The sequence below is a fragment of the Brevibacillus jepli genome (genome assembly GCF_047229145.1).
Classification (GTDB): Bacteria; Bacillota; Bacilli; order Brevibacillales; family Brevibacillaceae; genus Brevibacillus.
In genome coordinates, this window is record NZ_JBFEFW010000031.1 from 1 (window position 1) to 24,400 (window position 24,400).

The window sequence follows — 24,400 nt, forward strand, 5'->3', positions numbered from 1 at the left end:
GGTAACGCGTGGAGCTGACGAATACTAATCGGTCGAGGACTTATCCACACACTTAGCAATCATGCGTATTCAGTTTTCAGGGAATGAAACCAGCCTCTTTACCCCAGAATGGGTAAGGAGGTTTTTCGTTTTTACAGCTAAAAAGTCAAACTCGCAATTATTTTGTCGATAAGTTAGGCCGAACGACCGACAAGTTCCCTCTTGCAGACGGGTCTTGGGGTAGACTAACATGAGAAGGTACCTGATCCAGGCGTTGGAGTAGGCGAGGTTATGAAGGAGAATCGTTCATGAAAAAAATTCTAATCTTTTCCGCTTCCATCGGTAACGGTCACAACCAGGCAGCGCGGGCCATGCAAGAAAGCTTGGCCGAGAGTGGTTGCACATCGATGATCATTGATACGTTGGAATATATTAGCCCCACTTTTCACAAGATCTTGCTGGAAAGCTATATGAATCTGTTGAGATTGTCACCAAAGATGTGGGGCAGAATCTATCATAATACAGAAAAAAGCCGCTTCTTCGATATGAATGTGCTGATGAATAAGTTATTGGCAAACAAACTAAAAAAGCTGATCAACAGTGTACAGCCTGATGCCTTCATTGCTACGCATCCATTTGCCAGCTGTATGCTCTCCGTACTGAAAGGGAGAAATGATTGGAAGGAACCGATCTATACGATCATTACCGACTATACAATCCATCCTTCATGGATTAATCACCACATCAATTATTACTTCATCGGACATGAACAGTTGTATTACCTGTTAGATGTGTACCGGCAGGATCATCAAAAATTCATTCCGATGGGGATTCCCATCATGCGTAAATTCAGCTTGCCATTGGAACCAGATCTGATTCGGCAGAAGCTCGGTCTTGCTCCTGAACAAAAAAGTATCATTCTTTCAGGCGGCGGATTGGGTCTTGGTTCGATGGAAAAGGTATTAGATGGTCTGGAAGAGATTAATATTCCGTTGAAAACCTTTGTGTTAACAGGGACAAACGATAAGCTGTACAAAAAAGTTGTGAACCGTACGTATCGCCACGAGGTAGTACCGCTAAAATTCATCAATAATTTCCACGAGTACTTGGAAACGGCTGATTTAATTGTAACTAAATCAGGTGGACTCACATCAGCTGAAGTGATGAGTAAACGGGTACCGATGATTATTTATAACCCTTTGCCTGGACAGGAAGAGAGGAACAGTCACTTTTTGCTCAATAACGGATGTGCGGTACATGCCAATCTGTCGGAGCAGTTGATTTACTTTATTGATGAACTATTACACAGCCCGTCAAAAGTCGACTATATGCGGCGAATGGGGCAAAAAATCTCGAAGCCAGATGCTGCACAACGAATTACCGAGTTTATCATGGAAGACATGAATATGGTGCAAGGAGAAGTAGAATAGCTGCCTAGCCAGACAAAATGGAGGAGCCCATGAGTGTACCATACGCCATATTATTTGATATGGATGGCACGTTACTGCAAACAGAAAAGCTGTCTACACCAGCATTTATTCGAACGTTTGACCAGCTTCGTCAAAAAGGGCTATGGCAAGGTGAGACCCCTGACGAACGTGAACTGATCCATGTACTGGGAATGACGATCGAGCAGATTTGGGATAAATTGCTGCCGGGTGCGAGTGATGAAGCCATTCGCTCAGCAGACGCTTTCTTATTAGACAATGAAATCCAGTTAATCAAAGAAAGAGTGACCGAGCTTTATCCAGAAGTAAAAGCAACCCTGGAAAATCTGCATGCAAAAGGATTTGCTTTGTTTGTAGCGAGTAATGGTCAGGAAGCGTACATCGATGCCATTTGTCACGAATATGGGTTAAAGCCGCTGATGACCGACCTATACTCGGCTGGCCGATTCCGTACGCAAACGAAAAATGACCTGGTTGCAAAACTTTTGTCTGATTACAAAGTCGGGCAGGCAATCATGGTAGGCGATCGCCACTCCGACGTGGAAGCAGGGAAGACCAATGGCTTATTTACCATTGGATGCGACTTTGGTTTTGCCAAACCAGGTGAACTTGACGGTGCCGATGTCATCATTACCAGCTTCTCTCAGCTGCTGAGTCATTTGCCAGCAATCGACACCAATGCACAATAACAAACATAAACCATTCCTCAGGGAGTGGTTTTTTTGTTGATGATGTCCTTGTTTCAAGCGACCCTCTTTTGCCCACACTAGAATGTGTAAGGGACACTTGCGGGCACGCAATAAACCCATTATAATTAACGTCAAAGATAGTCAAAGTCAATGGTGACAACACTCTTAAAGAACAAGCACAGAGGAATAGGAGGCGATGACTTGCGTAACATCTCGGACATCATTGAACATCACTTGAAAAGCATCATTACAAACAGTCCCAATGGATCGATCGAGATTCAGCGTAGTGAGCTTGCCGACCATTTTCAATGTGTGCCGTCTCAGATCAACTACGTCATCAATACGCGTTTTACTGTTCAAAAAGGATATATCGTAGAAAGTAAACGCGGAGGCGGCGGGTATATTCGAATACGCAAGGTGCAAATTGTCAGCAAAGCACGCTTGCAGGAATTGTTAACGGAAGAACTGATTGGCGAAAGTATCAGTCAGAGCGTAGGAAACGCGATCGTAGAAAGATTGCTGGAGGAAGGTCTAGTCAACATCAGGGAAGCAACATTAATGAAAATCGCTACCTCGCGAAGCGTTTTAACTCTAGAAGCTGAATTGCGAGATCGTTTGCGGGCAAATATTTTAAAGCAGATGATCGCAGCGATCTTGTTGAGGTAATTAAAAGCAAGCGTTAGGAGGTATGATGAAATGAACTGTGAGGAATGCGGAAAACGACCGGCGACACTGCATTTGACGAAAATCGTCAATGGTGAGAAAACCGAATACCATATTTGCGAGCACTGTGCTCAGGAAAAAGGCGACGTCTTTACCGGCTTTCACAACTTCAGCATCAATAATCTCCTGTCAGGACTTTTAAAATTCGATCCCATGCAAAAGAATGGACGCGAAACAGCGACGAATAAGCCGCTTCAATGCGAAACATGTGGGCTCACATATTCTCAGTTCAGTAAAAGCGGCCGATTCGGCTGTAGTGATTGCTACACCTTTTTGGGTGATCGACTGGACCCACTTTTCCGCAGGATTCATGGGAACACACAGCATAGTGGAAAAGTACCAGAGCGGACGGGTGGTCAACTGAAGATCCGCAAAGAGCTGGAGCAATTAAAGCAAGCGCTGCAAAGTCATGTCGCCAGTGAAGAGTTCGAGAAGGCTGCAGAAATGCGTGATCGAATTCGAGCACTGGAACAAAAAATGGCCCAATCGTAGCAAGGGAGGTAAGCTGGTTATGTCCCAGAAGCAGTTTATGCAAAATCCGTGGAGCAATTGGATGAAAGGAGAAGGTCCTGATTCCGATATTGTCATCAGCACACGGTTGCGTATTGCCCGTAACCTGCGCCAGCACCCTTTTCCGTTATTGGCAACGGACTCGCAGGGCGAGGAAGTCGTCAGAAAGGTAACTGAAGTAAGCGATTCGCAGGCCATGCGCAAAAAGCATCAGCTCCAGGTCGTCCATATGGACCAAATTAACCCATTAGAAAAACGCGTTCTCGTCGAGAAGCATCTGATTAGCCCTCATCTGGCGGAGGAATCACGCAAAGGCGCTGTATTGCTTCGAGAAGATGAGTCTGTCAGCATCATGGTTAATGAAGAGGACCACATTCGAATACAGGTACTTTTACCCGGTTTTCGCTTGAATGAGGCGTGGGACATAGGTACGAAGATAGACGACATTTTCGAGAAAAACTTGAACTACGCATTCGACGAGAGTAGGGGTTATCTTACTAGCTGTCCAACGAATGTCGGCACGGGAATACGTGCGTCTGTGATGCTGCACCTGCCAGCTCTGGTGATGACCCAGCAGATCAGCAGAATTTTACAGGCAATTAATCAAGTTGGTCTGGTGGTTAGAGGAATTTATGGAGAAGGAAGCGAAGCATTAGGGAATCTTTTTCAGTTATCCAATCAGGTAACACTGGGGATGTCTGAGTCAGATATCCTTTCCAACCTATACGGCGTAGCCAGGCAGATCATCGAACAAGAACGAGTAGCACGTACGTACTTGCTGGAGCATACGCGTATATCTTTGGAGGATCGCATTTTTCGGTCATATGGCATCCTGATGTATGCCCGTACGGTAGAGTCCAAGGAAGCGGCTCAGCGCTTGTCTGATGTGCGGCTGGGTATTGATCTTGGTATCATCCCGAATGTATCGCCGCTGGTTCTAAACGAACTGCTGGTAACGACACAGCCAGGGTTTTTGCAGCATCATGCAGGACAAAAGCTCACGCCAGACCAACGCGACGAAAGAAGGGCACGGTTGATTCGTGAGCGTCTGCGCGTAGTTGAATCACAAGAAGAGTAGTACGAATGGTAACACGCAATTGTTAATCTATAGAGAAAAAACACGGTTATACGGAGGTGTACGATATGATGTTTGGACGTTTTACAGAACGAGCACAAAAAGTACTGGCACTTGCACTGGAAGAGGCGGTTCGTCTCGGCCACAAAGATATTGGGACAGAGCATGTGCTACTGGGACTCATTCGAGAAGGCGAAGGGATTGCAGCAAAAGCATTGCAATCACTCGGGCTTGGCCTCGATAAAATCCAGAGCGAAGTGGAGTCGTTAATCGGGCGGGGAACAGAGCAGTCCGGTAGTAATTACACACCAAACTATACACCTCGCGCCAAAAAGGTCATTGAACTGTCTATGGATGAAGCCCGCAAGCTGGGTCACACCTATGTGGGTACTGAACATATTCTACTTGGCTTGATCCGTGAAGGGGAAGGCATTGCTGCTAGAATCATGAACAATCTGGGCGTTAGTCTGAACAAGGCACGTCAGCAAGTTCTTCAGCTTCTGGGAAGCTCAGAAATGATGGCATCTCATCAACCGTCTGGAGGAAATCCAGCGGCAAATACACCGACATTGGACGGTTTAGCTCGGGATCTGACAGCAATCGCTCGTGATGGTGGGCTCGACCCGGTCATCGGTCGCCAAAAGGAAATTGAGCGTGTGATCCAAGTACTTAGCAGACGCACCAAGAACAACCCTGTTCTGATTGGTGAGCCTGGTGTAGGGAAAACCGCAATCGCAGAAGGTCTTGCCCAAAAAATCGTCAATAACGAAATTCCGGAGACACTTCGTGACAAACGCGTCATGACATTAGATATGGGTACCGTTGTCGCGGGAACCAAATATCGCGGTGAGTTCGAAGATCGTCTGAAAAAAATCATGGACGAAATTCGCCAAGCCGGAAATATCATCCTGTTTATTGATGAGCTGCACACCTTGATTGGTGCAGGTGGAGCAGAGGGTGCAATTGATGCCTCCAATATTTTGAAGCCTGCTCTGGCACGTGGCGAGCTACAGTGCGTGGGTGCTACTACGCTGGATGAATATCGCAAGTACATCGAAAAGGATGCGGCACTGGAGCGTCGTTTCCAACCAATTCAGGTCGATGAACCAACGGCTGAGGATGCTATAAAAATCCTTCACGGTTTGCGTGATCGCTATGAAGCGCATCACCGTGTCAAAATTACAGATGAAGCAATCGAACAGGCAGTGAAACTGTCTGACCGCTATATTTCAGATCGCTTCCTGCCTGACAAGGCCATTGACCTGGTCGACGAGGCGGCATCCAAGGTCCGTTTGCAATCCTTTACCGTTCCACCGAACCTCAAAGAGCTTGAGGGACGTCTGGAAGAGGTGCGCAAGGAAAAGGACGCAGCGGTACAATCGCAAGAATTCGAGGAAGCAGCAGCACTTCGCGATCAGGAGCAAAAACTGCGGGAAGAACTGGATAAAACGAAAAAAGACTGGAAAGAGCGCCAAGGTCAGTTAAACATGGAGGTTACTCCTGAAGACATCGCTCAAGTTGTAGCGAGCTGGACGGGTATCCCGGTGTTGAAGCTGAAGGAAGAAGAAACCGAGCGCTTGCTGAAGATGGAAGAGATTTTGCACGATCGCGTCATTGGTCAGGACGAAGCAGTCAAATCCATCTCGCGTGCCATCCGTCGTGCCCGTGCTGGTCTCAAAGACCCAAAACGCCCGATCGGTTCGTTTATCTTCCTGGGTCCTACCGGTGTGGGTAAAACTGAATTGGCTCGTGCCGTAGCGGAGACGCTATTCGGTGACGAAGACGCAATGATCCGAGTGGATATGTCCGAGTATATGGAGAAGCATTCTACAGCTCGTCTGGTAGGTGCCCCTCCTGGCTATGTAGGCTTTGACGAAGGCGGTCAGCTGACCGAAAAAGTGCGTCGTAAGCCTTACTCCGTTATTTTGCTGGATGAAATCGAGAAGGCCCATCCAGATGTATTCAACATCTTGCTACAAGTATTGGATGATGGTCGTCTGACAGACTCCAAGGGACGTACCGTTGATTTCCGCAATACGGTTGTCATCATGACTTCCAACGTTGGAGCGAGCATGATCAAGAAGAATACGACACTCGGCTTCACGACCAACGATTCGGAAAGAAAATATCAGGATATGAAGGACAAAGTCATGGATGAGCTGAAGAAGAGCTTCCGTCCTGAGTTCTTGAACCGTATCGACGAAGTCATCGTGTTCCACTCCTTGGAGCAAGAGCACATCGAACAAATCGTATCTCTCATGACAGAAGAGCTGCGTAAACGTTTGAAAGAGCAAGACATTGATTTCCAATTGACCGAAGAAGCCAAGAAGGTATTGGCAAAAGAAGGCTTCGATCCGGCCTACGGTGCTCGTCCTCTGCGTCGTGCTATTCAGCGCCACATCGAGGATAATTTGTCCGAGGAATTGCTCAAGGGCACGATCAGTAAAGGCGATACCGTCAATATCGAAGCCGAAGAAGGTAAGCTGGTTGTTAAGCGTCTTGAAAAATCGAAATCGTAAGCGGGTCTAAACGTAATAGAATGCCTCCTGATTCGGGAGGTATTCTTTTTTTGGGTGCGTAATTATGATAAAAGTAGAGAAAGAAATCCAAGTGAGGGTGCGATTATGTCAAAGTATAAAACGAAATACGCGTGTCAAGAATGTGGCTATGAATCGCCGAAGTGGATGGGAAAATGTCCGGGATGCAGCAACTGGAACACCTTAGTGGAGGAAGTAACGGTAAAAAACGCACATCGTCACGAAGGTCTGAGTGGCGGTCAGCGCCAAGCGGCGATCCCATTAACCCAGGTAGCAAGTGAAGAAGAGCCTCGCATGGATACAACCATCGGAGAATTGAATCGTGTGCTTGGTGGAGGACTCGTTCCTGGGTCACTCATTTTGGTCGGGGGGGACCCCGGAATCGGAAAATCGACATTGCTTTTGCAGACCTCGTTTGCCTTGGCACATCAAGGGGCAAAGGTTCTCTATGTATCTGGGGAGGAGTCGGCAAAGCAAATTAAAATTCGCGCGGATCGACTTCATATGCAAACGCCGCCGATGTTTGTATTGGCAGAAAATGATTTGGATTTGATCGAACAGCATATTAATCAAGTAGACCCTGATGTACTGATCATTGACTCGATCCAGACGGTGTTTCATCCCGCCATCCAATCAGCTGCGGGAAGTGTTGCGCAAGTACGCGAGGCGACTGCCCAATTAATGAGAATTGCCAAAGGAAAAGGGATCGGTACCTTCATCGTTGGTCACGTAACCAAGGAAGGCTCCATCGCCGGTCCGCGTATGCTTGAGCACATGGTGGATGCTGTTCTCTACTTTGAAGGAGAGCGACATAATACGTTTCGAATCTTGCGCGCCGTCAAAAACCGCTTTGGTTCGACAAACGAAATCGGCATTTTCGAGATGAAGGATCGCGGTTTGGAGGAAGTAGCGAACCCATCGGAAATTTTTTTGGCAGAACGTCCATTCGGCGTTGCGGGTTCTACTGTAGTAGCAAGTATGGAGGGCACACGTCCCGTATTGGTTGAGCTGCAGGCTCTCGTTGCTCCTACTAGCTTCGTTACCCCAAGGAGAACAGCAACAGGGGTCGATCATCAGCGGGTGGCGATGATTATGGCTGTATTGGAAAAGCGCATGGGCATGATGCTGCAAAACCAGGATGCTTATGTGAATGTAGCAGGTGGGGTAAGATTAGATGAGCCAGCGGTTGATTTGGCGATCGCCGTAAGCATTGCTAGCAGCTTCCGTGATCACGCTACCAATCCACATGATGTCGTCATCGGAGAAATTGGATTGACAGGTGAAGTGCGCGGTGTCTCCCGTATTGAACAACGAGTGAGAGAGGCACATAAATTAGGCTTTAAACGCGTCATCATACCGGAGAAAAACATCCGCGGTCTGGATGCACCAGAAGATATTCAAGTGATCGGTGTCAGCAATATTGCTGATGCGTTGAACGAGGTGATAAGGAGGTAGGAGTGGGCATGCAGGGGAACAACAAAAGAACTCCACAATTCGGTGATGTGCTTCGCCTCGTGGCACCCGGAACACAGCTTCGTGAAGGGTTGGAAAATGTTTTACGGGCGAAAACCGGGGGCTTGATCGTCATTGGGTACGGTCCGGAGATGAAGACGATCGTAGATGGCGGTTTTTCCATCAATTGTGATTTTTCTCCTGCCCATTTGTATGAATTAGCGAAGATGGATGGGGCGATTATAGTTAGTGAGGACGCAAAGCGCATCCTGTACGCCAATACACAAATTTTCCCACCCTCCTCTATCCCTACGAGCGAGACAGGGACTCGGCATCGCACAGCGCAACGGACGGCAATCCAAACCAATCATCTGGTCATTGCTATCTCTCAGCGTCGCAATGTGATCACGTTGTACCAGGGTCATTTTCGGTATGTCTTAAGTGAAAGCAGCGTTATTTTGGCCAAGGCGAATCAGGCAGTCTCTACGCTTGAGAAGTACAAGGCTGTGCTGGATCAAACGTTGACGAATCTCGGTGCATTAGAATTTGAGGAGCTCGTTACCTTACATGAGGTTGCCTCTGTTTTGCAACGCATTGAGATGGTGATACGTATAAAGACAGAGGTATCCAAGTACATATGTGAATTGGGGGTAGAAGGAAGGCTTGTCAGTATGCAGCTGGAGGAGCTTGTTTCAAACATTGAGGAAGAGGCCCATATGCTCATACGGGACTATTCCAGAGATCCATCCTATTCACCTGATCTCGTGCTCAGGGACATGAAAAAACTGAACTCTGATGAAATGCTGGAGCTCACATCTTTTTTAAGAGCGCTGGGGTATTCCTCCAATGCCAGTATGCTGGACGAATCGGTTTCTCCAAGAGGTTATCGAATCCTGTACAAGATACGGCGTCTGCCCATATCGATCATCGCGAACCTGGTAGAGCATTTTCATCATTTACCACGGATTATGATGGCTACGATTCAGGAATTAGACGAAGTAGAAGGAATTGGTGAGGTCCGAGCGAGAGCGATTAAAGAGGGACTGAAACGGATTCAAGAACAAGTGTTCATTGACAGGCACATTTAAAGTAGAATAGGATAAAGGCATTATTTGTATTCAGCATTTGCCTAGGGGACTAACCTGCTCCTTACGCAAAAGAAATCAGGAGGTAGTCTATGTTCGTGAAATCGTTACCGAACATACTAACCGTAAGCAACTTGTTTCTGGGAGTTTTAGCAATTATTCTTGCGTTTCGAGGCGATCAATACGTCGAATATGCAGCGATCACAGTGATCATTGGTATGCTGGCAGATGGGCTGGATGGACGTGTAGCGCGTATGCTAAATGCCCAAAGCGAGTTCGGGAAGGAACTGGATTCACTCTCTGACGTCATTACATTTGGGATTGCGCCAGCGTTCATCATGTATGTTGTCGTCTTGCAACACTTTGATTTGCTTGGGATTCTCATAACAGCCATTTTTCCGATCTGTGGTGCGCTTCGTTTGGCGCGTTTTAACGTACAGGCCGGGGTTCCGGGGTATTTCATCGGTTTGCCAATTACGGCAGCGGGTGGCGTACTGGCAACACTTGCACTCTATCATCAAGTGTTCACTCCGGTATTGCTTGCCGTAAGTATGTTGCTTCTTGCGTTTTTGATGGTATCCAAGGTCAAGTATCCTAACTTCAAAAAAGTGGGGATTCCAAAATCGGCCTACTGGATCACACCGATTATCATTGCGATCGTGGTTGTCGTTGCGATTAAGTATCCGCAGCAATTTCCAAAAATCGTCTTCCTGCCACTTGCTTTTTACGCTCTGTATGGAATAAAAAAAAACGTTGACTTTCTCGTCAAAAAATTACGTAAGCGTAAAAACAAAGAGGAAGAATCCGTACCGTTTGAATAGTTTCAGCATGAAAAAACCCACACTTTTATGTGCGGGTTTTTCTTTTTTTGTATGCAACTTTTTTAGGGGTTCATTCGTAATACGAGTGAAGGACTTTTAAGAGAGATTGAAGACACCCAGAGTATTCAGTCGGTTGGTTTCTTTCTGTAGCACATCTTCCAGCTTGATGTCAGTAATATTGCACAAGGCTGTGAGGTAAAAGAGGTTCTTGCCTAGCTCGGCAGTAACTACGTCGCGACAATGCTCGCACAGCGGACCGTTAAAGTGGGTGTCCAAATGGGACTTGTTGTCCTCCAGATTTTTGTTGGAATCGTACGTCTGTTTTTTGGCAACCACTTCTACACAGCCGCATTCGGTGATGGCTTTTGTCAGTGAACGGTTAATACGGGATGCCGTTTCCTGAACTTTGGACATGACGTCCAGTACGCTTCGATGTCTGATCAAAAGCTCTGATACTTGCGTTTGAAAGTCGTCTACGTTTCGAATGTCCATCTGGTTCACCTCTGCTTTAGGCTGTTGGTATCGTCACAATTTTCGCTCATTGTGTTACTGACATTATAAGAAGGGAGTCAGCTCTCTGTCAATTTATCATCGAAAGAAACAGGTGTTCCCGGTTGACGAGAAAATGACAACTATGTTAAAATTTTTGGCTATTTGACATGGTAAAATCATTTTTGCTATAGTGAGGGAAAGTAATATGATCAATTGTCATGATTTGGAAAGAAATAGGGTTTTACTCTTAGGCTTCTGTCTATATTAATAAAAGGAGGTGAAGGCATGTTACGCCGAATAGGAAAATTCTTTTTTGTTTTGGTTGGTGGAACCTTAGGGTATCGATATGGTGATGACCTGTTCTCTCTGCTCGATCCACTGTTAAACTTTGGTGTAGTAGCCGGATCGCAATATATTGGAGCTGTACTAGGTGCCATCTTGTTTTTCTTCTTAGCGAATTGGTTCGTGGATTATATTCTGCGCGTAGTGCGTTGGGGAGAAGAGACGCTCGTCAAAATGCCGGTTGTCGATGTTATGTTCGGAGCGATGGGGTTGATTAGTGGTCTTATTGTTGCATTTTTATTATTCCTGCCCATCAGTAAAATTCCGATTCCATTTGTAGGAGATCTTTTGCCGTTGATTGTATCCGGGTTGCTCGGGTATTTGGGCTTCCAGGTAGGTTTTCGTAAGCGGGACGAGATTATGTCGGTGTTTTCTATTGGACGTAAGGATAAGAAAAAAGAAAGTGCAACAACTACCGTTAACTTGGAGAACAAGATTCTTGATACAAGCGTGATCATTGACGGACGCATCGCAGATATTTGCCGTACCGGCTTTCTGGAAGGTGTGCTTGTCATTCCGGGCTTTGTGTTAGAGGAGCTGCAGCATATTGCTGATTCCTCCGATGTACTGAAGAGAAACCGCGGTCGCCGTGGTCTGGATATCTTGAACAAGATTCAAAAAGAAATGAAGGTAAAGGTTCAGATTTGGGAAGGCGATTTTGAAGAAGTATCTGAAGTGGACAGCAAGCTGATCAAGCTCGCAAAAGTTATTAACGGAAAGGTCGTAACTAACGACTTTAACCTGAATAAAGTATGCGAGCTGCAAGGTGTAGCTGTACTGAACATCAATGATTTGGCAAATGCAGTCAAGCCCGTTGTTTTACCTGGGGAAGAAATGAACGTTCAAGTGATCAAGGACGGTAAAGAGCACGGTCAAGGCGTCGCCTATCTGGACGATGGCACGATGATTGTCGTAGAGGGCGGACGAGAATACATCGGAAACGACGTCGACGTTCTCGTAACGAGTGTGCTCCAAACTTCAGCAGGTCGAATGATCTTTGCCAAACCGAAGCTGCTGGAACGAGCGTTATAGAGAGACGGGAGAGGGATAAATCAGTGAGTACGGGTGTCGTGATCGTTGCAGCCGGTTCGGGTAAACGAATGGGCGGACAACGAAACAAGTTGTGGTTATCGCTTGCGGGCGAGCCGATCTTGGCTCATACGGTACGTCTTTTTGCTACTCATCCGGACATTGATCAAGTCGTGTTGGTGGTGAGTGAAAACGACCACGCAGAAGTAATGGCCTGGCTCTTGGCTGAAAAGCTGGAGATCGTGGTGACTCTGGGTGGAGCGGAGCGACAAGACAGTGTGAGAAAAGGCTTGGCTTCATTTTCCGCGGATTGTGATTACGTACTGGTTCACGATGCTGCTCGTCCTTTCGTCACTCGCAAACAGATCAGTGACATGATCAAACAGGTGCGACAAGATCAGGCAACGATTATGGCAGTGCCTGTCAAAGATACGATAAAAGTGGTGGGGGCATCAGGACTTGTAGAGTCAACCCCGGCACGGGAAAGCTTGTGGGCGGTTCAAACCCCACAAGCTTTTCGTATGTCTTTATTGCGAGAGGCGCATCAGGCAGCAGAGGCAGCGGGGAAGCTGGGGACGGATGATGCGATGCTGGTTGAGTGGCTGGGTCACCCGGTAGCGGTGATGCAAGGAAGCTATGAGAACATTAAGATTACTACGCCAGATGATTTGTGGTTTGGTGAAGAAATATTGCGGAAACGAAAGGGAGAGTAGCTCATGCGTATTGGACAAGGTTTTGACGTGCATCAATTAGTGGAGGGTCGTCCATGCATCATTGGAGGTGTCACCATCCCTTATGAAAAAGGCTTGTTGGGGCATTCTGACGCGGATGTTCTCCTCCATGCGATTAGTGACGCCATTCTTGGAGCAATTGGTGAGGGAGATATTGGCCGCCATTTCCCGGATACAGACCCAGCTTTTAAGGATGCGGATAGCGTAAAGCTGTTAGAGCATGTATGGAAGCTGGTTCGGGAGCGCGGCTACCGTTTAGGAAATGTGGATGCAACGATCATTGCCCAAGCTCCGAAAATGGCACCATATATCCCGCAAATGTGTGAAGTCATTGCACGTGTGCTGGAAGCAGAAGACCTTTCGCAAGTAAACGTGAAGGCGACTACCTCTGAGAAACTCGGTTTTACAGGCAGAGGGGAAGGAATCGCTGCGCAGGCAGTATGCTTGCTTGTCAAGTAGAGGGGCAAGGTGTAACATAAAGCCTTAGATACGTTATTAAAGGGATGTTCAAAGTTTATTCGGCGTCGAAAGAGTTGACTTTTTGAACTTGAATTTTTACATTCATAAGGATGGTGCTACCAATGGCGAAAGAAATCCGCACTCGTTATGCGCCGAGTCCTACGGGGCATTTACACATCGGCGGGGCGCGAACAGCGCTCTTCAATTATCTTTTTGCGAAACATCACGGGGGTTCGTTCATCGTTCGGATTGAAGATACGGACCAAACGCGCAATAAGGAAAATGCGGACGAAGAGCAAATGAAAAACCTGAAATGGCTCGGCGTCGAATGGGAAGAAGGAACGGACCTTGGTGGACCATATGGACCGTACCGTCAAACAGAGCGCCTGGACATTTATCGTAAATATATTGATCAATTGCTGGCAGAAGGCAAGGCGTACTACTGCTACGCGACAAAAGAAGAGCTGGATGCAGAGCGTGAAGAGCAGCTCGCACGTGGAGAGACTCCGCGCATTCTGGAAAAGCACCGCCATGTAACGGACGAGCAGCGTGCTCAGTACGAAGCAGAAGGTCGAGTGCCATCTATCCACTTCCTCGTGCAAGATGATCGCGAGTATGTCGTGAATGACCTGATTCGTGGTCAAGTGACGTTCAACTCTAACGAGATGGGCGATTTCGTTATTTGCCGTCCAGATGGAATTCCTACATACAACTTCGCCGTTGTTGTGGACGACTATTTGATGAAGATTAGCCACGTGATTCGTGGAGAAGAGCATCTGTCCAATACGCCTCGTCAGTTGATGATTTATGAAGCGTTTGGATGGGAAGCTCCTGACTTTGCTCACTTGGCACTGATTCTCAACCAAGATGGCAAAAAGATGTCCAAGCGCGACGAGAGCATTCTTCAATTCATTGAGCAGTATCGTGACCTCGGCTTCCTGCCAGAAGCAATCGTGAACTTCCTTGTTCTTTTGGGATGGTCACCAGGTGGCGAAGAAGAGATTTTCTTAATGGATGATTTGATCAAGCTGTTCTCGATGGACCGCGTGAACAAGTCGCCAGCGGTGTTTGATGCAACGAAGATGAACTGGATGAACAACTTCTATTTGAAGCGTCAACCGCTAGACCTGATTACAGAAATGTGCACGCCTCATTTGCAAAAGGCTGGCTTTATTGAAGAAAATCTGTCTGATGAGAAACGCGAGTGGGTTCGCAGTATCGTTGCCTTGTATCAAGAGCAAATGTCCTACTGTGCGCAAATCGTTCCGTTGGCAGCTCTTTTCTTCCTCGACGAAGTGGTGTACGATGAAGAAGCAACCTTGGTGCTAAAAGAACCGCAATTGCCAGAAGTACTAGCTTCCTTTGTGAAACACGTATCCGCTCAAGATGCATACAATGTGGATATTATTAAAGCAGCGCTCAAAGAAGTGCAAAAGGAAACAGGTCACAAGGGCAAGGCGTTGTTTATGCCAGTTCGTGTAGGAACGACTGGTCAGGCGCATGGTCGTGATTTGGCGGAGACATTGTACCTGCTCGGACGCGACAAGGTGATTGCACGTGCAGAGCAAGTGATTGCAAACGGTCAGTAGGCATATAGCCTGCTAACTGATTTCATACAAATGAATGCGACGATCAGGAGAAGTACAACGGTTTGCGCGTCTACAGAGAGGATGGATAGGTGAGAGCCATCCGACGTGCCCTGTTTGGAAATGCCCCTGTGAGCAATGAGCTGAACCTATCTTTTTGCCAAGGATATCAGTAGGCGCCATCGGCTCCCCGCCGTTATCGGGATGTGAGCGAGATTCGTTCATGACTGTTGTGCCGTTAATTGGACAGTGATGATGATCTAAGCAGAGTGGAACCACGGTAAACCCGTCTCTGTCCCTTCGTATGAGGGGATAGGGACGTTTTTTATTTGTAAGAGGTAGTCAAACACTGCGCAGGTAAAATCAGGCAGGAGGTGCCACCCAAAAATGTTAGCACAGATGAGAGATGACATTCATGCTGTTTTTGAACGCGACCCGGCTGCGCGAAGTACGCTGGAAGTCGTCATGACCTATTCCGGTTTGCACGCGATATGGGGGCACCGGATTGCCCACAGGCTCTGGAAGGCCGAATTGTGTACACTCGCCCGCATTGTCTCTCAAGTATCCCGCTTTTTCACGGGAATTGAGATTCACCCGGGCGCAACAATTGGCCGCGGCTTGTTTATTGACCATGGCATGGGTGTTGTAATCGGAGAGACGTGCGAAATCGGAGACAATGTAACCATATATCAAGGGGTTACACTTGGGGGAACAGGCAAGGAAAAAGGCAAGCGCCACCCTACGATCGGCAATGATGTCATTATTGCTACAGGAGCAAAAGTGTTGGGTTCCTTCAAGATTGGCGATAATTCAAAGATAGGGGCTGGTGCTGTTGTCTTGCAGGAGGTACCACCCAATTCGACCGTAGTAGGAATCAAGGGACGCATCGTCATTCAGGATGGCAAACGCGTCAAAAATGATTTGGATCATGTAAACATGCCGGACCCGGTAGCGGATACGATACGCATGATGCAAAAGGAAATTGATCAAATGCGCAAAGAATTGGAGCTTTTGAGGGAGGATAAAAAGAACGATGGGCATTCAACTGACTAACACGATGACGCGGCGAAAGGAACCGTTCCACACATTGGAGCCAGGAAAGGTAAAAATGTACGTGTGCGGCCCAACCGTGTACAACTACATCCACATTGGAAATGCGCGCCCTGCCATTGTGTTCGATACACTTCGCCGTTACTTGAAGTATCGTGGCTATGAAGTGACGTTCGTACAAAACATTACAGACGTCGATGACAAATTGATTCGTGTAGCGAATCAGGAAGGTGTTACTGTCAAAGAAGTCGCTGATCGATACACGGATGCGTACAACGCGGATCTGAAATCACTGAACGTACTGCCGCCTGATATTCAACCACGAGTCATGCAGACGATTCCGGAGATCATTGAATTCGTGCAAGGGCTGATTGAAAAAGGCTTTGCCTACGAGAGCGAGGGTGATGTCTATTTCCGCACGGGACGTTTTCAGGAATACGGAAAGCTATCGCATCAACCGTTGGATGATTTGCAGGCAGGTGCTCGTGTAGAAATCAACGAGAAAAAGGAACATCCTCTGGACTTTGTCCTTTGGAAAGCGGCCAAGACCGGAGAAGTTACCTGGGACAGTCCGTGGGGCGAGGGAAGACCAGGCTGGCATATTGAGTGCTCGGCCATGGCCTTGAAGTTTTTGGGTGAGGAAATTGATATTCATGCGGGCGGTACGGACCTCGTGTTCCCGCATCACGAAAACGAAATTGCGCAGTCGGAGTGCTTTACGGGTAAAGTCTTTGCCCGCTATTGGCTGCATAATGGCATGCTCAATATTGATAATGAAAAAATGTCCAAATCACTCGGGAATTTCTTGCTTGCCCGCGAGCTTGCTGAGAAGTTCGGCGGTCAATTAATCCGCTTCTTCATGCTTCAGGGACACTATCGCAACCCGATCAACTTTAGCGAAGAGTTGATTGAACAGGCGGCCAATGGTTTGGAGCGAATCAAGACCGCGTATACGAATCTGTCACATCGTCTGGATACCGTGCGCGCAGAAGAGCCAAATGGTCAGGCGCAAGAGCAGGCACGAATCATTGGGGAGCTCCGTGAACGATTTATCACCGAGATGGATGATGATATCAATACAGCCAATGCGATTACTGTTATTTTTGATGTAGTGAAAGAAGCCAATCTGTATTTGCGTCATCAAAATGTTGGCGAAACCGAAGTCCGCGCTTATATGGATTTGCTGGTGGAACTGATGGAGGTTCTTGGTCTTGAGATTGCAGAAGAGCAGGAGCTGGTGGATAGTGAGATCGATGCGTTGATCGAGGAGCGCACAGAAGCTCGCAAAGCAAGAAACTTTGCCCGTTCTGACGAAATCCGCGATTTGCTCGCAGCAAAAGGAATCGTGCTGGAGGACACGCCACAAGGTGTTCGCTGGCGTCGAAAATAAGGGGCCGAAGAAAATAGATGCAAAAAGAAGAACTGACCCGAGATCCTAATCTCACAAACCCACTGGTGCTCGCCTTCCTCGGGGATGCTACCTATGCGCATTGTGTCAGATATCATTTGATCGCCAAGGGGCTGGTTAAACCAAACCAGCTCCACAAGGCGGCCAACCGCTACGTTTCAGCGAAAGCGCAGGCCAATGTCTTGTTGACGCTGATGCCCACATTGCCGGAGGAAGAACTGAATGTAGTGAAGCGGGGACGAAATGCCAAGTCCGGCTCCACTGCCAAAAACGCCGATATTATCGACTACCGTCATGCAACGGCTTTTGAAGCGTTAATTGGGTACCTGTACTTGAGTGGAAAAGAAGAGCGGATCGCTGAAATTGTGCAGCAGGCTTTTGCCATAGTGGAAGGAGAATCATGATGAGTGAAGAGTGGATTCTGGGGAAAAACCCCGTCATCGAGGCTTTACGATCAGGCCGTACGATTAATAAGATTTGGATTGCAGAGGGAACGAACAAAAATCTGATGGGACCTGTTTTTGCCTTGGCGAAAGAACAGGGTGTTATTGTGACGACGGCGAACCGTAAAAAGCTGGATCAGCTCGTGTCGACGGATAACCATCAGGGAGTAGTGGCTTCTGTTGCTGCTTACGATTATGTTGAGGTAGACGATATTTTGAAGCGCGCTGAGGAAAAAAACGAGGCTCCGTTCATTTTGCTGTTGGACGAGCTGGAAGACCCGCATAACCTCGGTTCGATCATGCGGACAGCTGATGCAGTAGGTGCACATGGTGTCATCATTCCAAAACGCCGCTCTGTCAGTCTGACTGCAACGGTAGCAAAGGCTTCAGCTGGAGCAATCAATTATGTACCAGTAGCGCGCGTGACGAACTTGGTTCGTACCATGGAAGAGCTCAAGGAACGTGGTGTATGGATTGCGGGAACGGACGCAAGTGCCAAACAAGATTTCCGCCAAGGTGATTATACAATGCCGCTCGCGATTGTTATTGGCAGCGAAGGAAAGGGAATGAGTCGTCTCGTCCGGGAAAACTGTGATTTTCTGTACAGTCTTCCGATGGCGGGCAATGTTACCTCACTCAATGCTTCTGTAGCCGCTGCCTTGTTGATGTATGAAGTCTATCGTTCCAGGAGTCCGATTCCGACGCGGGTGAAATGACATGGCGAAAAGAAAAGCCAAGCAGCTGTTGATCGTAGACGGTTACAATATCATCGGCGCCTGGCCCGATCTGCGCCTGCTGAAGGACCAAGAGCGGATGGACGAGGCACGTGATCAGTTGATAGCTAAGATGGCCGAATACCAGAGCTACACCGGGACGAAGGTCATCATCGTCTTTGATGCGTACAATGTTCCGGGCATCGGTCGTCAAACGGAAGATTACCTGGTTGAAGTTTATTTTACGAAGAAAAAGGAGACGGCTGACGAGAAAATTGAGCAGTTAGTCTCCCAATTTCACAATAAAAATCGACAAATTTATGTGGCAACTTCTGACTATACGTCACAACGTGTCATATTTGGGCAGGGAGCTTTGCGCAAATCTGCCCGGGAATTGTTGCTCGATATGGAAAATGCGGGGAAAGAAATCAAGAAACAAGTCGAAAAAACGCAAGAAGACGGCTTCTCCAGGCGGATTACGCTGAATGATGAAATAGCGAAAATATTCGAAAAATGGAGAAGGGAATAACTTGGATTCGGTTGACGCTTTTTTACGGCATCATGTATAATAGCGCTATCTATTGGAGAAACCGGTTGGCGGAGGGATCATTTGTGAGTGTTGACCTCAAGGAGTTAAAACATGCCCAATATGAACTAATGACCGACGAAGAAGTAGTCGACCTGGTTCGCGATAATGACGCCGAAGCTTTGGAGTATTTGATCAACAAATACAAGAACTTCGTTCGTGCCAAAGCGAGATCCTATTTTCTTATTGGGGCTGACCGCGAAGACATCGTGCAGGAAGGGATGATCGGACTGTACAAGTCTATTCGCGACTTCCGAGGAGACAAGCTCACGTCGTTCAAAGCATTTGCCGAACTGTGTATTACCCGTCAGATCATTACCGCGATCAAGACGGCGACACGCCAAAAGCACATCCCGCTCAATTCTTACGTCTCACTGGACAAGCCTATATACGATGAAGATTCTGACCGCACATTACTCGATGTGATTTCGGGAACCAAGGTGACCGATCCAGAGGAATTGTTTATCAATCGGGAAGAGTTCGATGACATCGAGGGCAAAATGAGTGAAATCTTGAGTGACTTGGAGCGTCAGGTTCTCATGCTTTACTTGGACGGACGATCCTATCAGCAGATTGCTGTTGAACTGAAGCGTCATGTCAAGTCTATCGATAATGCATTACAGAGAGTCAAGCGCAAGCTAGAGCGCTATTTAGAGGGAAGAGAGATTCATCTGTAAGAGAGAATCTCTCTTTTTGTTTTGGAAGCAAAAGGACTTCCGGTTGTCAAGTCATTTTGTTTGACATGGGTATTTCGGTATGATAAATTTATTTAGGTAGCCATAGACTCTTATCTCTCTGTTCTATGGTTACTTAGGTGAATGAAATGGTCTGGAAAAAGTAGCGGTTTTCCCGTACTATTTATCATCGGGGTACTTTTAACTAATAGCAGGTTTGAAATGAGATGGAGGTGGCAATAAATGCGAGTAAACATCACGTTGGCGTGCACCGAGTGTGGCGAGCGTAACTATATCTCCACGAAGAACAAGCGCACCACTACTGAACGTGTTGAACTGAAAAAGTATTGCTCCCGTGACAAGAAGCAAACCCTTCATCGCGAGACGAAGTAATGGTTGATGCGACGAAGTCAGGGGGTGGCAAAGTGGGTTTTTTATCACGAATCGGAGCCAGTTTTCGCCGTACCGGTGGTTTTTTTAGTGACGTAATGTCCGAACTAAAGAAAGTCCGTTGGCCCAACCGTAAAGAATTGACGACTTATACGCTCGTTGTTCTTGTTACGGTTGTGCTCCTGGCAGTATTCTTCTTCGTCGTTGATTTGGGTATCTCGCGCTTGATCGATTTGATTCTAGGAACGTAATTATGCAAGTCTTAGGAGGGACGGACGGTTATCGTCCTGTTGGATATGGAAAAAGCATGGTATGTACTTCATACGTACTCAGGTTACGAAAACAAGGTTAAAACCAATCTGGAGAAGCGACTCGAGTCGATGGGCATGGAAGACAAGATCTTTCGCGTTCTTGTTCCCACTGAAGAAGAGGTGGAAACCAAGGATGGTAAGAAGCGCACCGTCACGAAAAAAGTGTTTCCTGGATACGTCCTTGTTGAAATGGTGATGACGGACGACTCTTGGTATGTCGTGCGCAACACCCCTGGGGTTACCGGCTTTGTCGGATCCACGGGTGCTGGCTCTAAACCGACAGCGCTGCGTCCTGAAGAGGCCGATACGATTCTCAAGCAAATGGGAATCGAAATTCCCAAGATCAGAGTCGATTTTGCTCTCCGCGATATGGTGCGCGTCACAGATGGTCCGTTTTCTAATCGCACCGGGGAGATTATCGAGATTCACCCGGACAGGCAGAAGGTTCGCGTATTGGTGGACATCTTCGGTCGCGAAACACCGGTAGAGCTAGACTTTACACAAGTTCAAAAATTGGATTAGGATTCAACTTGAAAAGTATCGCGCTATGTGGTACATTTCATCTTGTTTTAACAATCCCACAACACTATTTGGGGTTTCTTGCACTCTCACTATAGATCGAAAGTCTTTTACTAGACTTTCAAAAAACGGTGGGAGGGGGCATTCCCCCGTAATAACCACATGTGAAGTAAGGAGGTGTCTTACGTGGCTAAGAAGGTTATCCGCGTAATTAAATTACAAATCCCAGCAGGTAAAGCGAATCCTGCACCTCCAGTAGGTCCGGCTCTCGGTCAAGCTGGTGTAAACATCATGGGATTCTGTAAAGAATTCAATGCTCGTACAGAGAGTGAAGTAGGTATGATCATCCCGGTGGAAATCACCGTGTTCGAAGATCGTTCTTTCACCTTTATCACTAAAACTCCACCAGCTGCAGTTCTGTTGAAGAAAGCTGCTGGTATCGAGTCCGGTTCTGGCGTACCAAACAAAACAAAGGTTGCTACGCTGAAGCGTGATAAAGTTCGTGAAATCGCAGAACTGAAGCGTCCTGACCTGAATGCTGCATCCGTTGAAGCGGCTATGCGCATGGTTGAAGGTACAGCTCGTTCTATGGGTATTGTAATCGAAGACTAATTGTCTTGAGTGCAAGGGGGCACAGACGTTGTGCCCCCCTGTCTGTGGGAGGATCAACCGCTACGACCACATTGAAGGGAGATTTAATCATGGCGAAAAAAGGTAAGAAATATCAAGAGGCTGTAAAGCTCGTTGATAAAAACAAAGTATACGAAGTAGCAGAAGGCGTTGAGCTGGTTAAAAAAGCAGCTACTGCTAAATTCGATGAAACTGTTGAAGCAGCTTTCCGTTTGGGTGTAGACCCTAAGCGTGCTGACCAACAAATCCGTGGCGCAGTTGTATTGCCACATGGTACTGGTAAAGTACAACGTGTTCTCGTATTCGCAAAAGGCGAAAAAGCAAAAGATGCAGAAGCAGCTGGCGCAGACTTCGTAGGCGATGCAGACATGATCGCGAAAATTCAAGGTGGCTGGTTCGACTTTGACGTTGTAGTAGCTACTCCTGACATGATGGGTGAAGTAGGTAAATTGGGTCGTGTACTCGGTCCAAAAGGCCTGATGCCAAACCCTAAGACCGGTACTGTTACTTTCGATGTAACAAAAGCGGTTAACGAAATCAAAGCAGGTAAAATTGAGTATCGCGTAGACAAAGCAGGTAACATCCACGCTCCTATCGGTAAAGCATCCTTCGATGCTGACAAGCTGGTTGAAAACCTGGCAGCTCTGACTGAAGCACTGAATCGTGCGAAACCAGCTGCGGCTAAAGGTGTTTACATGAAGAATGTAACCCTGAGCTCCACTATGGGCCCTGGCGTACGCGTAGCTGTAAAATAATGACACTTGACTTCCTTTATGGGAGTTGTTAAGATAGTCCCTGTTGATGAAAAGAATATGCCGTAGACAGAAGGTGCGGTACTTGTGAGAGTAACGCTTAATATCCCTCCGAGGCGTGTAATGTACGAATGAGGAAACGCTGTTTTCCTTTGACGATATAGCATTATGCCCTCGTGAGTCTGCGAGGGCATTCTTCATTTTCTAGGATTAGAGCACGGGAGGTGTAAACAATGGCAGAAATTCGTCCAACCGTTATTCGTGAAGAAAAGGTACAAGCGATCAACGAAATCGCAACTAAGCTTCGCGAAAGCCAAACTACAGTGGTAGCTGACTACCGCGGTCTGACAGTAGCACAAGTAACTGAGCTCCGTAAGCAATTGCGTGAAGCTGGTGTTGAGTTCCAGGTGTTGAAAAACTCCCTGACTCGATTGGCTACTGAGAAGGAAAGCCTGACTGAACTGGATCAATATCTGACTGGACCAAACGCTCTGGCGTTCTCCAAAGACGATATCATCGCTCCAGCGAAAGTTATCGCTGAATTCGCTAAGAAAAACGACAAGCTGGAAATCAAGGGTGGCGTTATCGAAGGTAAAGTAGTTGATGCTGAGCAAATTAAAGCTCTGGCTTCCCTGCCGAACCGCGAAGGTCTCTTGTCCATGCTTCTCTCCGTCCTGCAAGCTCCTATGCGCAACGTTGCATTGGCAGTCAAAGCAGTGGCAGAACAAAAAGAAGGTCAAGGCGCGTAATCGTCTGATCGGTTAATGTTTTACAAATACTATTCCTTGAATGGAGGATTTACAAATGTCTAAAGAGCAAATCTTGGAAGCCATTAAAGGCATGTCCGTTCTCGAACTGAACGACTTGGTAAAAGCAATCGAAGAAGAATTCGGCGTAACTGCTGCTGCTCCTGTAGCTGTAGTTGCTGGTGGCGGAGCAGAAGCTGCTGCTGAGCAAACTGAATTCACTGTTAACCTGGTAAGCGGCGGCGCTTCCAAAATCAACGTAATCAAAGTTGTTCGCGAGCTGACTGGCTTGGGTCTGAAAGAAGCAAAAGACCTGGTAGACAACGCTCCAAAAACACTCAAAGAGGGCGTTTCCAAAGACGAAGCAGAAGCTCTCAAAGCAAAACTCGAAGAAGCTGGCGCACAAGTAGAAGTAAAGTAAGTTAGCTTCCTTTAGGAAAATCCCCTTGCCTGCGGCAGGGGGTTTTTCTGTAAGCTCTTGATAATAGAGGTTTTCGTAAACGATGAGGAAGGGTGAATCACACGTGGCAGATCACTACTACACCAATCAACCGGGCGCTGCACATGACGAACAGCAATTTTCGTTTACGCTCCGTGGCAATGAGCTTCGTTTCATTACGGATGCAGGTGTTTTTTCCCGAGACCGGATTGATTTTGGAAGTGTATTGCTTATCAAGAACATGGAAATCAACAGTCATGCGCGAGTACTTGATGTGGGCTGTGGGTATGGTCCGATGGGTTTGACGGCTGCCAGGCTTGCTAATCAGGGGCGAGTGACCATGATCGACGTGAATGAGCGTGCGGTTAACCTGGCTCGTCGTAATGCAGAAGCAAATGGAATAAAAAATGTCGAGGTTCGAGTGAGTGATGTTTACAGCGGTGTGCAAGGTGAGCAGTTTGACGTCATTCTAACCAATCCGCCGATTCGCGCGGGCAAGGAAATCGTTCATCGTATTTTTGTTGAAGGATACGACCTGTTAGTAGAAGGCGGAGAAATGTGGGTTGTCATTCAGAAGAAGCAAGGCGCACCATCCGCATTGAAGAAGCTGCAGGAAACGTACCGCGAAGTAATTGAGGTAGATCGGGAAAAAGGCTACCACATATTCCGTGCTATCAAATAATCAAGAAGAAATCATTAGAAAAGTTTTCTTGACGTGAATATTTGATTGTGGTAGTATTATAAAATGTCAATATGGGATAAATGTCTATTTTTCAGCAAT

General features: G+C 47.1%; 28 protein-coding genes and 2 other annotated features. Of the genes, 27 read left to right on the top strand and 1 reads right to left on the bottom strand.

Annotation, left to right across the window (positions count from 1 at the left end; translation table 11 throughout):
- Positions 1-287 precede the first annotated feature (287 nt).
- From AB1L17_RS25310 to pssA, 9 genes are all read left to right on the top strand, one after another.
- On the top strand, positions 288-1,409 hold the full coding sequence (locus AB1L17_RS25310) for an MGDG synthase family glycosyltransferase (RefSeq protein WP_412847822.1): 1,122 nt from the start codon (positions 288-290) through the stop codon (positions 1,407-1,409).
- 29 nt (positions 1,410-1,438) lie between these two features.
- Positions 1,439-2,116, top strand: a complete 678-nt coding sequence (locus AB1L17_RS25315; RefSeq protein WP_412847823.1) for an HAD hydrolase-like protein — start codon at positions 1,439-1,441, stop codon at positions 2,114-2,116.
- Between the two features lie 201 nt (positions 2,117-2,317).
- Positions 2,318-2,782: a CtsR family transcriptional regulator gene (locus tag AB1L17_RS25320; protein ID WP_412847824.1), complete on the top strand. Its 465-nt coding sequence runs from the start codon at positions 2,318-2,320 to the stop codon at positions 2,780-2,782.
- Between the two features lie 30 nt (positions 2,783-2,812).
- Entirely contained in the window at positions 2,813-3,331 is a 519-nt protein-coding gene (gene mcsA, locus AB1L17_RS25325; RefSeq protein ID WP_412847825.1) for a protein-arginine kinase activator protein McsA, read from the top strand.
- Positions 3,332-3,350: 19 nt separating this feature from the next.
- A complete protein-coding gene (mcsB, locus tag AB1L17_RS25330; RefSeq protein ID WP_412847826.1) occupies positions 3,351-4,427 on the top strand; it encodes a protein-arginine kinase McsB in 1,077 nt (358 codons plus the stop codon).
- Between the two features lie 65 nt (positions 4,428-4,492).
- Positions 4,493-6,943 (top strand): ATP-dependent Clp protease ATP-binding subunit, encoded by a 2,451-nt coding sequence (locus AB1L17_RS25335; protein ID WP_412847827.1) that lies wholly within the window; start codon positions 4,493-4,495, stop codon positions 6,941-6,943.
- A gap of 105 nt (positions 6,944-7,048) precedes the next feature.
- Positions 7,049-8,416, top strand: coding sequence for a DNA repair protein RadA (radA, locus tag AB1L17_RS25340; protein WP_412847828.1), 1,368 nt, complete (start codon positions 7,049-7,051; stop codon positions 8,414-8,416).
- An 8-nt stretch (positions 8,417-8,424) separates the two neighbouring features.
- Positions 8,425-9,501 (top strand): DNA integrity scanning diadenylate cyclase DisA, encoded by a 1,077-nt coding sequence (gene disA / locus AB1L17_RS25345; protein WP_412847829.1) that lies wholly within the window; start codon positions 8,425-8,427, stop codon positions 9,499-9,501.
- Between the two features lie 89 nt (positions 9,502-9,590).
- The gene (pssA, locus tag AB1L17_RS25350; RefSeq protein WP_017247027.1) at positions 9,591-10,319 is read left to right on the top strand and encodes a CDP-diacylglycerol--serine O-phosphatidyltransferase; all 729 of its coding nucleotides are present in this window, start codon (positions 9,591-9,593) and stop codon (positions 10,317-10,319) included.
- Positions 10,320-10,415: 96 nt separating this feature from the next.
- Here the strand turns inward: pssA and AB1L17_RS25355 are convergent, their stop codons facing one another.
- A complete protein-coding gene (locus AB1L17_RS25355; RefSeq protein WP_412847830.1) occupies positions 10,416-10,811 on the bottom strand; it encodes a nucleoside triphosphate pyrophosphohydrolase family protein in 396 nt (131 codons plus the stop codon).
- A gap of 285 nt (positions 10,812-11,096) precedes the next feature.
- Between AB1L17_RS25355 and AB1L17_RS25360 the strand changes: the two genes are divergently transcribed.
- The 18 genes from AB1L17_RS25360 to AB1L17_RS25445 all read left to right on the top strand — a co-directional run bounded on the left by AB1L17_RS25360 (position 11,097) and on the right by AB1L17_RS25445 (position 24,301).
- Positions 11,097-12,185: a PIN/TRAM domain-containing protein gene (locus AB1L17_RS25360; protein ID WP_412847831.1), complete on the top strand. Its 1,089-nt coding sequence runs from the start codon at positions 11,097-11,099 to the stop codon at positions 12,183-12,185.
- 23 nt (positions 12,186-12,208) lie between these two features.
- Positions 12,209-12,895: a 2-C-methyl-D-erythritol 4-phosphate cytidylyltransferase gene (ispD, locus tag AB1L17_RS25365; RefSeq protein WP_412847832.1), complete on the top strand. Its 687-nt coding sequence runs from the start codon at positions 12,209-12,211 to the stop codon at positions 12,893-12,895.
- Between the two features lie 3 nt (positions 12,896-12,898).
- Positions 12,899-13,372 (top strand): 2-C-methyl-D-erythritol 2,4-cyclodiphosphate synthase, encoded by a 474-nt coding sequence (gene ispF, locus AB1L17_RS25370; protein ID WP_017247030.1) that lies wholly within the window; start codon positions 12,899-12,901, stop codon positions 13,370-13,372.
- 122 nt (positions 13,373-13,494) lie between these two features.
- Positions 13,495-14,961 carry a glutamate--tRNA ligase gene (gene gltX, locus AB1L17_RS25375; protein WP_412847833.1) on the top strand — a complete coding sequence of 489 codons (1,467 nt, stop codon included), beginning with the start codon at positions 13,495-13,497 and terminating at the stop codon, positions 14,959-14,961.
- A gap of 30 nt (positions 14,962-14,991) precedes the next feature.
- Positions 14,992-15,255, top strand: a binding site (T-box leader).
- A gap of 90 nt (positions 15,256-15,345) precedes the next feature.
- A complete protein-coding gene (gene cysE, locus AB1L17_RS25380; protein WP_412847834.1) occupies positions 15,346-16,011 on the top strand; it encodes a serine O-acetyltransferase in 666 nt (221 codons plus the stop codon).
- Positions 15,992-17,398 carry a cysteine--tRNA ligase gene (gene cysS, locus AB1L17_RS25385; protein WP_412847835.1) on the top strand — a complete coding sequence of 469 codons (1,407 nt, stop codon included), beginning with the start codon at positions 15,992-15,994 and terminating at the stop codon, positions 17,396-17,398. The genes cysE and cysS overlap by 20 nt, the downstream gene beginning before the upstream one ends.
- A 17-nt stretch (positions 17,399-17,415) precedes the next feature.
- On the top strand, positions 17,416-17,820 hold the full coding sequence (locus tag AB1L17_RS25390) for a Mini-ribonuclease 3 (RefSeq protein ID WP_412847836.1): 405 nt from the start codon (positions 17,416-17,418) through the stop codon (positions 17,818-17,820).
- Positions 17,820-18,575, top strand: coding sequence for a 23S rRNA (guanosine(2251)-2'-O)-methyltransferase RlmB (rlmB, locus tag AB1L17_RS25395; RefSeq protein ID WP_142067628.1), 756 nt, complete (start codon positions 17,820-17,822; stop codon positions 18,573-18,575). The genes AB1L17_RS25390 and rlmB overlap by 1 nt, the downstream gene beginning before the upstream one ends.
- A gap of 1 nt (position 18,576) precedes the next feature.
- A complete protein-coding gene (locus AB1L17_RS25400; RefSeq protein WP_412847837.1) occupies positions 18,577-19,101 on the top strand; it encodes an NYN domain-containing protein in 525 nt (174 codons plus the stop codon).
- Positions 19,102-19,184: 83 nt separating this feature from the next.
- Entirely contained in the window at positions 19,185-19,835 is a 651-nt protein-coding gene (gene sigH, locus AB1L17_RS25405) for an RNA polymerase sporulation sigma factor SigH (protein WP_005828894.1), read from the top strand.
- Between the two features lie 240 nt (positions 19,836-20,075).
- Positions 20,076-20,225, top strand: coding sequence for a 50S ribosomal protein L33 (gene rpmG, locus AB1L17_RS25410; RefSeq protein ID WP_003392018.1), 150 nt, complete (start codon positions 20,076-20,078; stop codon positions 20,223-20,225).
- Positions 20,225-20,473: a preprotein translocase subunit SecE gene (secE, locus tag AB1L17_RS25415; RefSeq protein WP_106841294.1), complete on the top strand. Its 249-nt coding sequence runs from the start codon at positions 20,225-20,227 to the stop codon at positions 20,471-20,473. Before rpmG ends, secE begins: the two co-directional genes overlap by 1 nt.
- A gap of 45 nt (positions 20,474-20,518) precedes the next feature.
- Positions 20,519-21,055: a transcription termination/antitermination protein NusG gene (gene nusG, locus AB1L17_RS25420; protein WP_049742216.1), complete on the top strand. Its 537-nt coding sequence runs from the start codon at positions 20,519-20,521 to the stop codon at positions 21,053-21,055.
- Between the two features lie 183 nt (positions 21,056-21,238).
- Positions 21,239-21,664 (top strand): 50S ribosomal protein L11, encoded by a 426-nt coding sequence (gene rplK, locus AB1L17_RS25425; RefSeq protein ID WP_005828886.1) that lies wholly within the window; start codon positions 21,239-21,241, stop codon positions 21,662-21,664.
- An 89-nt stretch (positions 21,665-21,753) separates the two neighbouring features.
- A complete protein-coding gene (rplA, locus tag AB1L17_RS25430; protein WP_106656577.1) occupies positions 21,754-22,437 on the top strand; it encodes a 50S ribosomal protein L1 in 684 nt (227 codons plus the stop codon).
- A 42-nt stretch (positions 22,438-22,479) separates the two neighbouring features.
- Positions 22,480-22,643 (top strand) — a sequence feature (ribosomal protein L10 leader region).
- A 24-nt stretch (positions 22,644-22,667) separates the two neighbouring features.
- Positions 22,668-23,183, top strand: a complete 516-nt coding sequence (gene rplJ, locus AB1L17_RS25435) for a 50S ribosomal protein L10 (protein ID WP_016742852.1) — start codon at positions 22,668-22,670, stop codon at positions 23,181-23,183.
- A gap of 55 nt (positions 23,184-23,238) precedes the next feature.
- Positions 23,239-23,601: a 50S ribosomal protein L7/L12 gene (rplL, locus tag AB1L17_RS25440; RefSeq protein WP_088910278.1), complete on the top strand. Its 363-nt coding sequence runs from the start codon at positions 23,239-23,241 to the stop codon at positions 23,599-23,601.
- A gap of 103 nt (positions 23,602-23,704) precedes the next feature.
- Positions 23,705-24,301, top strand: coding sequence for a class I SAM-dependent methyltransferase (locus AB1L17_RS25445; RefSeq protein WP_412847838.1), 597 nt, complete (start codon positions 23,705-23,707; stop codon positions 24,299-24,301).
- The last annotated feature ends 99 nt before the right edge of the window (positions 24,302-24,400 follow it).

What these genes read in the sequence shown, in the direction of transcription:
- AB1L17_RS25310 (WP_412847822.1), top strand. Translation starts at nt 288, where the DNA reads ATGAAAAAAATTCTAATCTTTTCCGCTTCCATCGGTAACGGTCACAAC.
- AB1L17_RS25315 (WP_412847823.1), top strand. Translation starts at nt 1,439, where the DNA reads ATGAGTGTACCATACGCCATATTATTTGATATGGATGGCACGTTACTG.
- mcsA (WP_412847825.1), top strand. Translation starts at nt 2,813, where the DNA reads ATGAACTGTGAGGAATGCGGAAAACGACCGGCGACACTGCATTTGACG.
- mcsB (WP_412847826.1), top strand. Translation starts at nt 3,351, where the DNA reads ATGTCCCAGAAGCAGTTTATGCAAAATCCGTGGAGCAATTGGATGAAA.
- AB1L17_RS25335 (WP_412847827.1), top strand. Translation starts at nt 4,493, where the DNA reads ATGATGTTTGGACGTTTTACAGAACGAGCACAAAAAGTACTGGCACTT.
- radA (WP_412847828.1), top strand. Translation starts at nt 7,049, where the DNA reads ATGTCAAAGTATAAAACGAAATACGCGTGTCAAGAATGTGGCTATGAA.
- disA (WP_412847829.1), top strand. Translation starts at nt 8,425, where the DNA reads ATGCAGGGGAACAACAAAAGAACTCCACAATTCGGTGATGTGCTTCGC.
- pssA (WP_017247027.1), top strand. Translation starts at nt 9,591, where the DNA reads ATGTTCGTGAAATCGTTACCGAACATACTAACCGTAAGCAACTTGTTT.
- AB1L17_RS25355 (WP_412847830.1), bottom strand. Translation starts at nt 10,811, where the DNA reads ATGGACATTCGAAACGTAGACGACTTTCAAACGCAAGTATCAGAGCTT.
- AB1L17_RS25360 (WP_412847831.1), top strand. Translation starts at nt 11,097, where the DNA reads ATGTTACGCCGAATAGGAAAATTCTTTTTTGTTTTGGTTGGTGGAACC.
- ispF (WP_017247030.1), top strand. Translation starts at nt 12,899, where the DNA reads ATGCGTATTGGACAAGGTTTTGACGTGCATCAATTAGTGGAGGGTCGT.
- gltX (WP_412847833.1), top strand. Translation starts at nt 13,495, where the DNA reads ATGGCGAAAGAAATCCGCACTCGTTATGCGCCGAGTCCTACGGGGCAT.
- cysE (WP_412847834.1), top strand. Translation starts at nt 15,346, where the DNA reads ATGTTAGCACAGATGAGAGATGACATTCATGCTGTTTTTGAACGCGAC.
- cysS (WP_412847835.1), top strand. Translation starts at nt 15,992, where the DNA reads ATGGGCATTCAACTGACTAACACGATGACGCGGCGAAAGGAACCGTTC.
- AB1L17_RS25390 (WP_412847836.1), top strand. Translation starts at nt 17,416, where the DNA reads ATGCAAAAAGAAGAACTGACCCGAGATCCTAATCTCACAAACCCACTG.
- rlmB (WP_142067628.1), top strand. Translation starts at nt 17,820, where the DNA reads ATGAGTGAAGAGTGGATTCTGGGGAAAAACCCCGTCATCGAGGCTTTA.
- AB1L17_RS25400 (WP_412847837.1), top strand. Translation starts at nt 18,577, where the DNA reads ATGGCGAAAAGAAAAGCCAAGCAGCTGTTGATCGTAGACGGTTACAAT.
- rpmG (WP_003392018.1), top strand. Translation starts at nt 20,076, where the DNA reads ATGCGAGTAAACATCACGTTGGCGTGCACCGAGTGTGGCGAGCGTAAC.
- secE (WP_106841294.1), top strand. Translation starts at nt 20,225, where the DNA reads ATGGTTGATGCGACGAAGTCAGGGGGTGGCAAAGTGGGTTTTTTATCA.
- nusG (WP_049742216.1), top strand. Translation starts at nt 20,519, where the DNA reads ATGGAAAAAGCATGGTATGTACTTCATACGTACTCAGGTTACGAAAAC.
- rplA (WP_106656577.1), top strand. Translation starts at nt 21,754, where the DNA reads ATGGCGAAAAAAGGTAAGAAATATCAAGAGGCTGTAAAGCTCGTTGAT.
- rplJ (WP_016742852.1), top strand. Translation starts at nt 22,668, where the DNA reads ATGGCAGAAATTCGTCCAACCGTTATTCGTGAAGAAAAGGTACAAGCG.
- rplL (WP_088910278.1), top strand. Translation starts at nt 23,239, where the DNA reads ATGTCTAAAGAGCAAATCTTGGAAGCCATTAAAGGCATGTCCGTTCTC.